The sequence below is a fragment of the Clostridium sp. NSJ-49 genome, from assembly GCF_014287725.1.
In the GTDB taxonomy this organism is placed as follows: Bacteria; Bacillota; Clostridia; order Clostridiales; family Clostridiaceae; genus Clostridium; species Clostridium disporicum_B.
This window is the reverse complement of record NZ_JACOOP010000007.1, coordinates 66,166-79,968: the sequence shown is the minus strand read 5'-3', so window position 1 is coordinate 79,968 and position 13,803 is coordinate 66,166. Positions and strand designations below refer to the sequence as shown.

Here is a 13,803-nt window from a genome sequence, read left to right as displayed (position 1 = left end):
CTTCTAAGAATCTCTCTAAATACATCATTTCTGAAAAACAGCACTAAAAAAATCTTTTTCTCCACATTTTCACCATGTAATACCTTTATTATAAACCACTTCCTATGCTTTATAAACCATATTATTCTATATTTCTTACTGTTTCTACCAAGCTCATCTTTTTAAGCTTATTTAGTGGTATAATTGATGCTATTATAGTTACTACAATATTAATTAAGAATCCTATAGCAAATGGCTGCCAATATAACTTATATCCAAAAGTAAAACCATACGATATTATTCTTACTGCTACCATTGATAATCCTACAGCAATTACTCCTCCAATTATGCAAGCTATAATCCCATGAAGTAATCCTTCTAAAATAACCATTCTGTATAGCTGCTTTTTATCCATACCTATAGTACCTAGTGTACCAAATTCTTTTTTCTTAAGCAGTATATTAAGGGATATAGTGTTTATAACATTAACTATTCCAATTAAGCTTATCATTACTATAAACCCATAAACAAATACGTTTATAACTCCCCACATCTGTTCTAGACTTCTATTATCTTCACTATCATCTATAAAGCTAACATCATATTTATCACCTAAAGCTGTAATCTCAGAAGATATCCTCTTAATTTCTGCTATATCATTTATATTTTTATATCTAAATCCTAAATTATAAGAACCTATAAAATTAGTTATATTCAAGCTATTAAAGAAATCTCCACTAAAAGCTATTTCAAAATCTCCACTATAACCATATCTTAATGGGTTTTTATCTATTATTTTCTTTACTTTGAATTCATAATAATTACCTTCTGAAACATCTTTATCAATAGCTTCTTTAAGTAACTTATCACTTTCATCACTTTTTTCACCATCATACTTTAAGTAATCTATACAAATTTTAGGTATCTTTAAAGTATCTCCTTCTTTTAAATTAGTTACGCTTAAATTGTTAAGTTTCCCTTTATTATCATACATAGCTATACTATTCGTTAATATTATTTCATTATCTTTAAGACCATCTTCAATTCCAATCTTTTTTAATATTTCATTATTAAAATATTCTATACTAACTCTTTCCGAAACATAATTTTGATACCTATCACCATATATTCCTTTAAACTCTTCAGTAAATAAGCTGGAGTCTAACTCTAATGGAATTGAATTTTCAAACCAACCATAAAGATTGTTAACGCCAGTTATAGCTTTTACCTTTTCTTCAATTACATCAATCTGATCTTTTTCATAAATATATACTGTACCTTGATTTAAAGTTGCTTCGTTTAAATAATTTAATTCATCTATTCTTTTCATATTTAAAGTTGTAAAAGTTATAAACATAATAAGTGATATACTTAAGGAAAGAATAGTAACCATAAATCTCTTAGAATTTTTCCTTATATTTTTATACGCTATCCAACCTTCAACACCAAATATTTTTCTAATTATACTACTTCCTATAACATGATTTTTAACTTTTTCATTATCGTTGTTACCCTTAATTATATCTATAGGATTTATTTTCCCTGCCTTCTTAGCTGGACCAAAGGAAGCTATAAGTATAGTAAGACTTCCAATAATAGCTGTAAAAATTATTACTATTAGTTTAAAGCTTACAGTAAAAGCTCCTGCGCTAAACATTTCTCCTATTTTTACACCTAAAATCTTTACAGTAACCCATATTCCTAAATATCCACATAACACTCCAAAAGGTATTGCCATAAGACACATTAAAAGACCTTCTTTTAATACTAAATTTCTCACTTGCTTAGGAGATGCCCCTATACTTCTAAGTATTCCAAACTGGCTCATTCTTTCTGTTACTGAAATATTTATAGCATTGTATATTAAAAATATTGTTGCAAATATTATTACTGCTAATACAAATATAAATATTCCTATTATTACAGTATTAATTCCACTATAACTACTCTGTCCTCTTAATGCTAATAAGTCATTATTGTAGCTCATATCTTCAAATTCTAAATCTCTACCAAGCATTTTAGAAATCTTATCATATGCTATTTGTATCTTATTTTCTTTATCAATTACAGTAAACGCTACATTATAGTTTATCTCACTATCTAAAGTATCTAATAAAGTTACCCCAATTATATAATTATCACCATAAGCTCCTGCGGTTTCTGTATAAAATCCAACTACCGTATATTCCTTTTTATTCCCTGTTAACACCACATTATAATCCTGGTCATAATAAGTTTCATCAACTTCAAACTTTTCCCCTAACTTAATATTAAAATCTTCTTTTTCACTTAACCCTAAAATTATTTCATTACTACTTTCAGGTGCTCTTCCTTCTTCAAGATTTTTATAAAATACATTAAAGTATTCCTTATCACCTTGTATGACTGTACCTGAAGCTTCTTTATCATTTTGATTATATATAAAATTGTTATATTCATTGCTATCTATAGCTATTTTTTCTAAGTCCACATCATTTTTTAATAGAAGTGCCTGCTCCTTGGTTAAATTCCTTGCAAAAAACTCATAATCACCATTATAAGTAATTGCCCTGTTATACATAAAATCCTTAAAGCTTAATCCTAAGAATCCAATACCACTAATAAGTGATAAGGACATTATAATTCCTATAACAGTAAATAATGTTCTCTTTTTATTTTTCTTTAAATATTTTAAAGTTATATCGCTATAAGATTTCATTATCTCACCACCTCATCAGCAGTGATTTTCCCATCTTCAATAGTTATAACTCTATCAGCAGCTCTTGCTATATTTATATCATGGGTAATTAAAATTAAAGTCTGCTTATATTTTTTAGCTGAATACTTTAAGAGTTCTAATATTTCCTTTGAATTTTTAGAATCAAGGTTACCTGTCGGTTCATCTGCTAATATAACTGCTGGTTTATTAGCTAAAGCTCTTCCTATAGAAACTCTTTGTTGTTGCCCCCCTGATAATTCTGATGGATGATACTTCCTTCTATTTTCTAATCCTAAAAGTTTTAAAAGATCCTCTAGATATTCCTTGTCTATCTTAACTCCATCAAGAAGTACTGGCATTTCTATATTTTCTTCAGCAGTTAAAACCGGTATTAAATTAAAAAATTGAAATACAAATCCTATTTTTCTTCTTCTTAAAACTGATAACTCCTTCTCCTTTAATTTATAAACACTCTCACCTCTTATAATAACTTCACCTGAAGTTGGTTTATCAACGCCCCCTAACAGGTGTAGTAGCGTACTTTTTCCTGAACCTGATGGACCTACTATAGCCACAAATTCACCTTGCTCAATTTCTAAATTTATATCTTTTAATGCTTCAACCTTAGCCTCTCCACTACCATAAACTTTGCATAAATTCTTTACTTCTATAAGTGCCATAATTATATCTCCCCTTAAGCTTTTATTACTATGCTTTTATTATAAATTAACAATATTACTTTTATATAAATTCAAATATTACAATTTAGTAATATCTCATGACAACTTCTAGTTGTCAAAATTGAAACCTTTAATTGGTAGTATAAAGTTTTTTCATACTATATACTTTAGATATGAGGTGATGATTATGAATTTTAATGATAAACTACAAAAACTTAGAAAAGATAAAGGTCTTTCACAAGAGGCTCTGGCTGAATTAGTTAATGTCTCTAGACAAGCTGTTGCAAAATGGGAATTAGGATGTTCTTACCCTGATATAGATAATCTAATTACACTAAGTGAAATTTTCAAGGTATCTATTGATAAACTTTTAAAACCTTCAGATGAATGTTCATTAAATACTGACAATACATCAAATTTTGACTCTTCAGAACTACTTATAAAATTCTTATGTAGAGCTAAAAAAGCTACTTATGCTGGAAAAGGTCCTAAATCTCCTTCTTCTAGACCTAACTCGCACGACTTACAATATAGTGAGGATAAATTATTATATATAGATACATTTTTAGGTGGAGAAAGTTTTGCTGGTGAAGAGGGTCTGTGGATAGATTCAACTCCAGTTTGATCTATGAATTATATGGGTAGGGTCCTAAGCCAAGAATTCTCAGGTTCATTCTTAAAAGAAGTTCTAGCATTAGTACCTGAAGATAATCTTTATAGAGGTCCAATTGTATATGAAAATGGTGACTATAAATATCACTGTATTGTTAATGGTTCTTTTGAATGGTTTAATGGCTATGAAGAGATTTTTTATAAAGACAAAAAAGTATTTGAATGCATGTTTCATGGTGGCTTAATAAAATAAATATATTAATAACAAGTAATTTTTTTAATTATAAAAAAGTTCCTATTTCTCAAATTAATTAGCAATAAGATTGCATTTATAATTTAATTATAGGTAATTCATATATTGTTATTTTTGAAAAGGGATATTTACTATGAATGAGCTTTGTACAATTTAAAACTAAAAATACCGTATATTCTGAACTGCCCCCTGTCAAGTAGACAGGGGGCAGTTCAATTTGAATAGTACGGCATTTTAATAAATTTATTATTACAAGAAATATCCGGTTTAAATATACATTAAGTATATAAGTATTAATGAAGTTAAGCTAAAAATAATAAAATCAATAATGGCTAATTTATATTCTTTCTTTATAAATGATATTACAAGTACAACAATACTTAATACTATATTAATACCAGCTAAAATAAAGTTAGTGAACAGCCCCCTAATAAATATAGATTCTAATATATACATTCCTGTGATGATAAATAGAATAATATGCATTATCTTAATCCCATTACTTTTGTTAAAAAAGATGTTATTAATCATCATATCCCGCCTCCTTATATAACTTTTAATACAGCAGTTCTTTAAGGTTATTCGGCTTAAATTGATAATTCTTTTTAGGAATAGTATCAATTATTGAAGCTTTATGATTAACTACTGTGAATTACTATTGTATTTTCTAGAATATAATTATATAACAAATAAACTATAATCACATTAATTTCTTATAACTTAAAATGCCCTATATTCACTTTAAAATAATACAGTATTTCTAATAATTTAATTTTCATATTTAATTTCTCTCTAACATATTGCATATTATAGGTTAATAGTTATATAATTATACCTAGATATACTATGTATCGTATTACTATGTAAAGAGGTGAATTTATGAAAATTAACAAAGAACTTTTAAAAGGTAGCACAACAGTACTAATATTAAGTCTTCTTAATCGCAAAGATATGTATGGTTATGAAATGATTAAAGAAATGGAAGAAAGATCAAAAAATATATTTTCTTTTAAAGAAGGTACTCTTTACCCTATACTTCATAGCTTAGAAAATGAAAATTATATTGAAGCTTATTGGGATTCTAGCAATGGTAATAGAAAAAGAAAATATTATAAGATAACAACAGCTGGTAAAAAAGTACTTATTGAGAAAGAAAAAGAGTGGAAATTATTTAGTTCTACAGTAAATAACGTTTTATGGGAGGGTGAATTATGTATCCAATAGAAAATGAAAAAATTGATAAATATATAGATGATGTATGTAGCTACGTTAAGAATAAAAAAGTTCATAAATTAATAAAAGTAGAATTACTATGTCATTTTGATGATATTATAGAAGATTGTTTAAATAATGGTATGGAAAAAGAAGAAGCTATAAATAAAGCTATTCTACGAATGGGTTCTTCAGAAGTCATAGGTAATGACTTAAATAAGGCTCATAAAACAAATTCTGACTGGCTTCTTTTATCAATAACAACTTTATTGGTTTTCTTTGGTATGTTTACATTAGGTTTTATTCAAAAAAATTCTCCTATGAATTCTTTAGAATATTACCCGAATCTTTTAGGTAGGTCATTTATTTACTTAATAATAAGCATTTCTATCTCCTTATTATTTATAAAACTGGATTATAGGAAGCTAAAAAAATATTCAAAGTTTATTTATGCCTTTTCAATTATATCAATGATATTAGCATTTTTTACAACTAAACCTGTCAATGGTTCTATAGGCTATATTCAAATAGGAACTTTTTCATTTAATTTGATAAGTATAAATACATTACTTTCAATATCAGCTCTTGCAGGTATTTTTGATGATTATAATTGGAGCAACAAAAAACATTGCTTTATTGGTATTTTATTAGTAATAGTACCTTCATTAATATTTATTATTTCACCTTCATTATCTGATGCAGCTATATATTTATTAAGCGCTTTTACAATAATGATTATATCTGGCTTCAAGGTTAGATATTTAATATTAACTATCTCAAGTTTATTTGCAATTTTTTCAGCATTTTTATTAAGTGAGTCTTATAGACTTGATAGATTTTTTGCTTTTTCAAATCCTAGTAAAGATCCATCCTCATCCGGATGGATATATAACCAATTGTCTTCATTAAATCTTTCTGCTGGAATTTTAGGTCAAGGTAATAATCTTACTTCAGTTACTCTTCCTGAGGCACATACAGACTTTGTGTTTACATCTATTGTTTATAGCTTTGGTTGGATAGCTGGAATAGTATTATTATCAGTAATTTTAGGATTTATTATTAGAATTGGATTTATAGGCGCTAATACTAAAGATAGTTATGGCAAACTATTAGTTAGTGGAATTTGTTCACTATTTGCAATTCAATTTTTACTAAATATTTTAGCAAACCTTTCACTATCTCCTATACTTAGTGTTAGTATGCCTTTTATAAGCTACGGTGGAAGTCAATTATTAATAAACATTTTATCTATTGCTATTATTAATAATGTTTATAAACAAAGAAACACACCTTTAATTTCAACATTTTAAAGCATAAAAAATAGCCATCATATACGTTAGTTATGGTGACTATTTTTATACTTTTTTATATTTTCAAACTATTATTTAAGATCTACTGTAATAGCTTTATCAAAGAAATATACTTCACTTCCTGAATTATCATAATAAGAAATAGAGTAGCTTCCATCAGTTAATGGCTTTGTAAACTCAACTATAAATTCACCTGTATCTTTATTATATCTAGTAGTTGTTTCTTCATTTCTATAATAATTATCTACTGGATAGCTTACATTTATATCCTTGTTATCATCAACTATCTTTTCAAATATATCATAATTTCCTATAGTAGGCTTGAAGTATATATAAGTTCTATCTTCTTTAATTTCTACCTTTGTTATAGTTCCATAATCCTTTCCATCAGCTGTCTTTAAATTGGTTTCACCTTGTAAGTTTAAAGGTATAGTAATTAATTTAGCGTCTTTAGGAACTAGTTCTGTAGTAGCTGTTTCTCTATTTGAAGTACTATCAGTTGTATTTTCTGTTTCTTGGAAAATCCATACACTAGGAATAATACTTATACTTTCTGTATCATAATAAGTTTCCTTAAAATTCTTACTAAAATAATTTAAGAAGCTACCATTCTCTGTAGCACTTCCTGATCCTTCCCCTGATTTAGGAGATAGAGCTCTTCCATTGTCATCAAAAACTGTAAATTGTATCATATTATTCCCTGTATAATTATCATATCCTTGTATTATTGTATTTATCGGTGTTGTAATTATTTTATTTATTGTAAGTCCATCTAGTATAGCGCTTAAGTCAAAATTAACATCAAATTCTTTAACATAACCTTTTAACTTTTCATTACTTACAGGTATGTCAAAATCCCAGTTTCCATATATATTTTTTTCTAAGCCAGTAAATTCAACATTATTAATCTCCAAGGAAAGTATAAATTCATCTGGAACTTCAACAACTTTATTACCTAGCTCTAATTTTTCTTCCAATAATCTCCTTGAATTTATACTATAACTTGTATGCCCCATGTAAACTTTATTATCCTCTACAAATTCTCCTCCTGAACTCCATCCAAACGCCACATTTTCTCCATTTATCTTTATCTTATAATTTATAAAGTGTGGAGTTGCTTGCATCGGCTCTTTACTTTTAACTGTATAAAAAACTTCTAAATCGAATCCATCATAAATAACTTTGTTAATAGTTATTCCAATACCGTTGCTTTCTTTAGTTATATTTATATCTGATGCATATTTGTCATAGTTCTCATAAATCTTTCTATTAAAGGTTTCATATATATTTCTTAATATAGGAATATTCTTAGCATATGGAGTCATAGAAACTCCTGCTAAACTAATACCTAGGAATATAGCAACTATTCCTGATACCTTTCTATACTTTCTTTTTTTCTTAGTCGCTTGTGCCTTTAGTAATGCTTCATCAAAAGCTTTGTTTATATTATCCGGAACAAAATTTACTTCTTCATTTAATATATTTTTTACTTCTTTATCAAAGTTTAAATTTTCTTTATCCATAAAACTTATACCTCCTTCATCCTTTCTCTAAGCTTTTCTCTTGCTCTTGAAAGCCTTGACCTTACAGTACCTTCTGGAATTCCTAGAAATTTTGCTATTTTTACAGTACTCATATCTTCAAAATAATATAGCACTGTAATATTTCTTAAATCATCATTTAGTGAGCTTACTGCATTTGTTAAATCCATATTTTCATACTTATCACTATATTTTTCTTCAACAACAGCTTCTTCAAATGATACTAACCTTTTATTTTTTCTTAATATATCATTACATTCATTAATCAGAATTCTTATTATCCACGTTTTAAAGTAATCATTATTTTTTAATGTATTCATCTTTTCAAAGGCCTTTATTACAGTATTTTGAATTGCATCTTCTATGTCCTTCTCTTCTCTTAATATCCCTTTAGCAACTCTATATATATTTAGTCTATTTTCATCTATTAGGGAAACAAAGGCGTCTTTATCTCCAGCTTTAGCTTTAGATACATTTGACTTTTTTCTATAATTCAAAAATGATATTAGCTCCATTTTTCCTCCTAAAATTATTACCTAGCTAAGTTTTATACTTATTAGATGGGTAAAAACACTAATCCGCTCCAATAATAACTAATTTTTTATAAATAAAAAAGATATAAACTTAGTTATAATTTTCAAGTTTATACCTTTTAAATATTATCATTTATTAATTTAAAAGAATATCATTTTAATGGCGAAGATAATTAATATTATTCCACCTAAAAAATCTGCATATCTAGTTACAAAGTCAAGTCTCCTTATATACCTACATAAGAAAAATCCTGTTGTACAAATTAGTAATGTTATTAATCCAATCATAACTGCATTTAATACCATAAGAAGACATATGCATGCTCTATGTGATGCTGTAAATCCAACAACTAGTGCATCTATGCTAACAGATATTCCTAAAATTATTGGCATTCCCTTTTTAAGTAATAGTTCATCATCTTTCTCTTCAGATTCAAATCCTTCTTTAAACATCATAATTCCAACAATTCCAATGGCTATTCCGCCTATTATATTAGGTATAGCAACTACATATTTTTCAAAAAGATATCCAAAAACTCCTCCTAAAAAGAAAAATAAAAACTGAAAAAAACCAAAAGAAATTATATATTTTATCTTACTATCTCTTCTAACTCTTGGGTTTAGACCTATACTTAATGTAACACCTAATGCATCCATAGCCAAAGCTATTCCAATAATAATTAAATGTCTTAAATCCATATTCTCTCTCCTACTAGAAATTTACTTCTATATAATTGTATTAACAATCACCTTTACATATGAATTATATTATTTAATTATTAAAATTTAATAAATAACACTTTATTTTTCACACCTTTTATTGTATAGTATATATTGTATTCAAAATAATAAGCAAATTGTGTATCACATTTAATATATTTTATAATTATTTTTGATTTTCACATAAAGGAGAGTAACATAATGGCAAATTGTATCATAGCTCAATCTGGTGGTCCAACATCTGTAATAAACTCTAGTGTCGTTGGATTAATAGATGCTAATAAAGATTTAAAAATTTTTGATAAAGTTTATGCTGGTTTAAACGGAATAGAAGGTATTCTTAATGGAAATATCATAGAGTTATCTAGCTTTAGTGATGAAGAGATTAACTCATTTAGATATACTCCTTCATCTGGATTAGGTTCTTGCAGATACAAAATGAAAAAGTTAGAAGAATCAACAGAAGAATATGATAAACTATTAGAAATTTTAAAAGCTAATGATATAAAAGCTTTCTTTTATGTTGGTGGAAATGATTCAATGGACACTACTGCAAAGCTTGGTAAGTACGCTAAAGAAACAGGTCTAGATATCAAATTTATAGGTATTCCAAAAACTATAGATAATGATTTAATGTACACAGATCATACTCCTGGCTTTGGATCAGCTGCAAAGTTTATTGCAACAACAGTTCTTGAAACATATTTAGATTCATCAGTATACATAAATAACGGAATATTCATAGTTGAAACTATGGGACGTGATACTGGATGGCTTGCAGCATCAGCTGCTTTAGCTAAACTTAATGGTAAACAAGTTGCCGATTTTATATATTTACCTGAATCTGCTTTTGATGTAGATAAGTTTTTACATGATGTAAAATTAAAATTTGAAGAGCAAAACCAAGTATACATAGTTGTATCTGAAGGAATTAGAACTGCTGATGGTACATTTGTTGCTGAAACATCATCACAAGCTCACGATAAATTTGGACATGCTCAACTTGGTGGAGTTGGTATGTATTTAAAGAATTTAATAATTGAATCTGGAATTACAAAAAGAGTTAAATCTTTAGAACTTGGAGTTCTTCAAAGATGTGCTATGCACTGTGCTTCAAATCTAGACTTAGATGAGGCTTATCAAGTTGGTTATGAAGCATTAAAATATGCTAACATGGGCCATAGTGGATATATGGTCGCTATAAAAAGAGAATCAAATACTCCTTACTCAAGCTCATATTTCTTAGTTGAAGCTGATAAAATAGCTAATAACGTTAAATACTTCCCTAAGGAATGGATTAATGAAGAAGGAAATGGTGTAACTGAAGAAGCTATTGAATATCTAGCTCCACTTGTATCATCACTTCCATCAATTTTAACTCAGTCACCTATGCCTAATTTTAAGGTATTTAATAAATAAAAATAAATGCTTAATGATAGCTATACCCATGGCATCATTAAGCATTTTACTTTTACTTATTTTTTAGGTAAATATCTTCTACAAATATACTCTATAGTATCTAAGAAAATATCTACTTCCTTTTCCGTATTATATATTCCAAGACTTGCTCTTACCATCCCAGGAATTCCATTCTTTCCTATATACTCATCAAGATCTTTATCTTTAATTCCTAAAAGTCTTCTTGTATATGGATGAGCACAGAATCCACCTTCCCTAACAGCAATTCCTCTTATGCTAGCAAGTTTTTCTCCTACCTCTTCATAATTCATTCCATTTATATTAAATACTATTATTCCTAATCTATCATCAATGTTTTCACAATCCCCATATAAATTAACATCAGCTATATTTTTCATACCTTCTAATAACTTAGAGAATATATTTTTTTCATTGTCTTCTATTGTTTTAAACCCTATTCTCTCCATATCCTTCATCGCTTGAGTCATAGCTACTACTCCAAAAAAATTTGGTGTTCCTGGTTCATTTTTTTCTGGAGTATCTAAATAAATCTGCCCTTCATCTCTTACAATATATACTATTCCTCCACCAACTATATCAGGAGGGTAATAATTAAAAGTTTCTTTTAATCCAATTATTGCACCACATCCAAAAGGAGCATACATCTTATGTGCAGAAAATACAAGATAATCTATATTCTCATCACTTTTTACACCTAACATAGATACCTTTTTGTGAGCGACCAATTGTGCTCCATCTACAATTATATGGGCTCCATATTTATGAGTAAGCTTCGCTACTTTCCTTATATCATTTAGATATCCAGTAACATTAGATGCACCACTTATTGTAACATATTTTACTTTACCACAATACTTTATTAATAACTCCTCAAGTTCATCTACTTTTACTCTTCCATTTTCGTCTACTTCTAGATACTTTAAGTTACATTTTCCTCTCCAAGGCAAATCATTTGAGTGATGTTCCATTCTAGTAGTAATAACAATATCCTCTCTATCTTTAATCAATATATTTGATAATCTATTTAGCCCCATTGTAGTATTATCTGTAAAAATCGCCGTATATAAATCCTCAGGTGCATTAAAATAATTCATTATATACTTTCGACATTCATCATAAGTATCACTACAAAATTGTGATTTTTGTCCATCACCTCTAGCTATTGAACCATACATTTCACTACATTCTAATATTCTTTTCAACACTCTTTTAAATGCCGGAGTGGTAGCTGCATTATCAAAATTTATAGGAACTATTTTTCCTTTTCCTTCTACTTCAATTTTTTTATCTATACCCACAAATAATTCCCTTATTTTTTCCATATTAGTTTTATGCATAACAATCCCTCCCCCTACATTCTATTCTTGTATATAAATTAGTGTGATTATAAATGTACTAAATAACCTATTTCCATCATATTCTATAAAGTAACATATGTCCTAAAATAGACATATATTGATAATAAATTATTCTTCGGAGGATATAAATGGATTCAAATAAAACCAATAAAACCAATAAAAATAAGAAAGATAATGATTTAACTTTTGCTCCTATGAATATTCAAGATGCTCTTAAACCAGCTAATTTTCCTAATCCTAATATAAGCGGTGGTCCTATGAGTAATGGGACAATGTATATGTGCTTTCCTGCTCCATCAATTAATATGATGAATCCAGCTATGAATAATGAAAATAAACCAAGTACTGTACCATTAACTCCATACCCTTCAAATATTCCAGATATTGAACAAACACAAACTTTACCTAGTACTAATACTAATAATTCAAATAATACCACTAACAAAGTTCCAAGTAGTTTTCCTACTGAGTCTAGTAATTTAGAATATCCATCTGAAGTAAACTCAGAGGACCTATATTCTTATAATAAACCTAGACTAAATGATAACTATGATAAAAATTCCGTAAATCCATTAGATATTGTAAGAAATTTTACATTAGAAGATATCTCACTTTCTAATGATTATAGAGGTGACAACAAAGAAAGTGAAGTAGATAAAATATTCAAAAAAATAGAAGATAATAACTCTGTAGTTTTAGCAACAATGAAAGCTTATAGAATTCCTTATCCTATTGCCAAATTACTAATTAAAAATATAATAAAACTTACTCTTGAATATGAAGGAAGGTGATTTTATGACTTATATAAGATTAAATACACCTGATGTAAACTCTAGCATTAGAATTCTTCATGCAGTTCCAAATGCACCTAATATCGATATTTACGCAAATGGTAGTTTAATATCATCAGATCTTTCTTTTAGTTCTATATCTAATTACTTAAATCTATCACCAGGAACTTATGAACTTCAAGTATATAGATCTGGCTTTTATGATACACCATTAGCTACACAAAGTGTTCAATTAGCACCAAGTGCTAATTATACTATTTCTGTAGTTACATTAGGAGGTTTATTTCTATTTAAATTAAGAGATGCTTCAATTGCAACTTCAACTGAATATACTTATTTAAGATTTATGAATCTTTCACAAAGTGCACCTCTATTAAACCTAGACCTACCTAATGGAAATGAACTTTTTACTGCTGTTGAATACTTAGAAACAACAGGTTACTATACAACCTCTCCTGGAATATACAACTTTAGAGTTGAAAGCACAGGTGGAACAGCACTAAATAAAAATATTAAAAACTTAACTCTAGAAGGCGGAAAACTTTATACAATTTATATTTTAGGAATATTTAATGGTAATCCACCACTTGGTTATTTATTTGTAGAAGACGAACGGTAGAAAAAAAGTACGAGCTAAGGCTCGCAATTGAAAAGTCGACTTCGTCGAGGTGAAAAG

14 protein-coding genes are annotated in these 13,803 nt (G+C 27.8%); 7 read left to right on the top strand and 7 right to left on the bottom strand.

The window, feature by feature from the left end; all coding sequences use genetic code 11:
* Positions 1–121: 121 nt before the first annotated feature.
* Together H8S10_RS04020 and H8S10_RS04015 are read right to left on the bottom strand one after the other, a co-directional pair.
* Positions 122–2,677, bottom strand: coding sequence for an ABC transporter permease (locus H8S10_RS04020; protein WP_186837990.1), 2,556 nt, complete (start codon positions 2,675–2,677; stop codon positions 122–124).
* Positions 2,677–3,357, bottom strand: coding sequence for an ABC transporter ATP-binding protein (locus H8S10_RS04015; protein WP_186837989.1), 681 nt, complete (start codon positions 3,355–3,357; stop codon positions 2,677–2,679). Before H8S10_RS04015 ends, H8S10_RS04020 begins: the two co-directional genes overlap by 1 nt.
* Positions 3,358–3,544: 187 nt before the next feature.
* Between H8S10_RS04015 and H8S10_RS18335 the strand changes: the two genes are divergently transcribed.
* Together H8S10_RS18335 and H8S10_RS18330 are read left to right on the top strand one after the other, a co-directional pair.
* Positions 3,545–3,982, top strand: a complete 438-nt coding sequence (locus H8S10_RS18335; protein ID WP_347707666.1) for a helix-turn-helix transcriptional regulator — start codon at positions 3,545–3,547, stop codon at positions 3,980–3,982.
* Between the two features lie 3 nt (positions 3,983–3,985).
* Positions 3,986–4,222, top strand: coding sequence for a DUF5680 domain-containing protein (locus H8S10_RS18330; protein WP_347707665.1), 237 nt, complete (start codon positions 3,986–3,988; stop codon positions 4,220–4,222).
* A 267-nt stretch (positions 4,223–4,489) separates the two neighbouring features.
* Here the strand turns inward: H8S10_RS18330 and H8S10_RS04005 are convergent, their stop codons facing one another.
* On the bottom strand, positions 4,490–4,756 hold the full coding sequence (locus H8S10_RS04005; RefSeq protein ID WP_186837988.1) for a hypothetical protein: 267 nt from the start codon (positions 4,754–4,756) through the stop codon (positions 4,490–4,492).
* Positions 4,757–5,101: 345 nt separating this feature from the next.
* Between H8S10_RS04005 and H8S10_RS04000 the strand changes: the two genes are divergently transcribed.
* Positions 5,102–5,446, top strand: coding sequence for a helix-turn-helix transcriptional regulator (locus tag H8S10_RS04000; RefSeq protein ID WP_186837987.1), 345 nt, complete (start codon positions 5,102–5,104; stop codon positions 5,444–5,446).
* The gene (locus tag H8S10_RS03995; protein ID WP_186837986.1) at positions 5,434–6,744 is read left to right on the top strand and encodes an FtsW/RodA/SpoVE family cell cycle protein; all 1,311 of its coding nucleotides are present in this window, start codon (positions 5,434–5,436) and stop codon (positions 6,742–6,744) included. Before H8S10_RS04000 ends, H8S10_RS03995 begins: the two co-directional genes overlap by 13 nt.
* Before the next feature lie 71 nt (positions 6,745–6,815).
* Here the strand turns inward: H8S10_RS03995 and H8S10_RS03990 are convergent, their stop codons facing one another.
* The 3 genes from H8S10_RS03990 to H8S10_RS03980 all read right to left on the bottom strand — a co-directional run bounded on the left by H8S10_RS03990 (position 6,816) and on the right by H8S10_RS03980 (position 9,517).
* On the bottom strand, positions 6,816–8,267 hold the full coding sequence (locus H8S10_RS03990) for a DUF4179 domain-containing protein (protein ID WP_186837985.1): 1,452 nt from the start codon (positions 8,265–8,267) through the stop codon (positions 6,816–6,818).
* A 5-nt stretch (positions 8,268–8,272) separates the two neighbouring features.
* Positions 8,273–8,800 (bottom strand): sigma-70 family RNA polymerase sigma factor, encoded by a 528-nt coding sequence (locus H8S10_RS03985; protein WP_186837984.1) that lies wholly within the window; start codon positions 8,798–8,800, stop codon positions 8,273–8,275.
* Between the two features lie 159 nt (positions 8,801–8,959).
* Entirely contained in the window at positions 8,960–9,517 is a 558-nt protein-coding gene (locus H8S10_RS03980) for a manganese efflux pump (RefSeq protein WP_055264061.1), read from the bottom strand.
* A gap of 222 nt (positions 9,518–9,739) precedes the next feature.
* Between H8S10_RS03980 and H8S10_RS03975 the strand changes: the two genes are divergently transcribed.
* Positions 9,740–10,957 (top strand): 6-phosphofructokinase, encoded by a 1,218-nt coding sequence (locus H8S10_RS03975; RefSeq protein ID WP_186837983.1) that lies wholly within the window; start codon positions 9,740–9,742, stop codon positions 10,955–10,957.
* A gap of 56 nt (positions 10,958–11,013) precedes the next feature.
* Here the strand turns inward: H8S10_RS03975 and H8S10_RS03970 are convergent, their stop codons facing one another.
* Complete coding sequence (locus H8S10_RS03970) at positions 11,014–12,315, bottom strand: aminotransferase class V-fold PLP-dependent enzyme (protein WP_186837982.1); 1,302 nt, start codon at positions 12,313–12,315, stop codon at positions 11,014–11,016.
* A gap of 149 nt (positions 12,316–12,464) precedes the next feature.
* Here H8S10_RS03970 and H8S10_RS03965 point away from each other — a divergent pair, with 149 nt between their 5' ends.
* On the top strand, positions 12,465–13,127 hold the full coding sequence (locus H8S10_RS03965) for a hypothetical protein (protein WP_186837981.1): 663 nt from the start codon (positions 12,465–12,467) through the stop codon (positions 13,125–13,127).
* 4 nt (positions 13,128–13,131) lie between these two features.
* Positions 13,132–13,746: a DUF4397 domain-containing protein gene (locus H8S10_RS03960; protein ID WP_186837980.1), complete on the top strand. Its 615-nt coding sequence runs from the start codon at positions 13,132–13,134 to the stop codon at positions 13,744–13,746.
* Positions 13,747–13,803: the final 57 nt, after the last annotated feature.

Bases quoted from the DNA above. Each gene is read 5' to 3' on its own strand.
- H8S10_RS04020 (WP_186837990.1), bottom strand. From the start codon at position 2,677: ATGAAATCTTATAGCGATATAACTTTAAAATATTTAAAGAAAAATAAA.
- H8S10_RS04015 (WP_186837989.1), bottom strand. From the start codon at position 3,357: ATGGCACTTATAGAAGTAAAGAATTTATGCAAAGTTTATGGTAGTGGA.
- H8S10_RS18335 (WP_347707666.1), top strand. From the start codon at position 3,545: ATGAATTTTAATGATAAACTACAAAAACTTAGAAAAGATAAAGGTCTT.
- H8S10_RS18330 (WP_347707665.1), top strand. From the start codon at position 3,986: ATGAATTATATGGGTAGGGTCCTAAGCCAAGAATTCTCAGGTTCATTC.
- H8S10_RS04005 (WP_186837988.1), bottom strand. From the start codon at position 4,756: ATGATGATTAATAACATCTTTTTTAACAAAAGTAATGGGATTAAGATA.
- H8S10_RS04000 (WP_186837987.1), top strand. From the start codon at position 5,102: ATGAAAATTAACAAAGAACTTTTAAAAGGTAGCACAACAGTACTAATA.
- H8S10_RS03995 (WP_186837986.1), top strand. From the start codon at position 5,434: ATGTATCCAATAGAAAATGAAAAAATTGATAAATATATAGATGATGTA.
- H8S10_RS03990 (WP_186837985.1), bottom strand. From the start codon at position 8,267: ATGGATAAAGAAAATTTAAACTTTGATAAAGAAGTAAAAAATATATTA.
- H8S10_RS03985 (WP_186837984.1), bottom strand. From the start codon at position 8,800: ATGGAGCTAATATCATTTTTGAATTATAGAAAAAAGTCAAATGTATCT.
- H8S10_RS03980 (WP_055264061.1), bottom strand. From the start codon at position 9,517: ATGGATTTAAGACATTTAATTATTATTGGAATAGCTTTGGCTATGGAT.
- H8S10_RS03975 (WP_186837983.1), top strand. From the start codon at position 9,740: ATGGCAAATTGTATCATAGCTCAATCTGGTGGTCCAACATCTGTAATA.
- H8S10_RS03970 (WP_186837982.1), bottom strand. From the start codon at position 12,315: ATGCATAAAACTAATATGGAAAAAATAAGGGAATTATTTGTGGGTATA.
- H8S10_RS03965 (WP_186837981.1), top strand. From the start codon at position 12,465: ATGGATTCAAATAAAACCAATAAAACCAATAAAAATAAGAAAGATAAT.
- H8S10_RS03960 (WP_186837980.1), top strand. From the start codon at position 13,132: ATGACTTATATAAGATTAAATACACCTGATGTAAACTCTAGCATTAGA.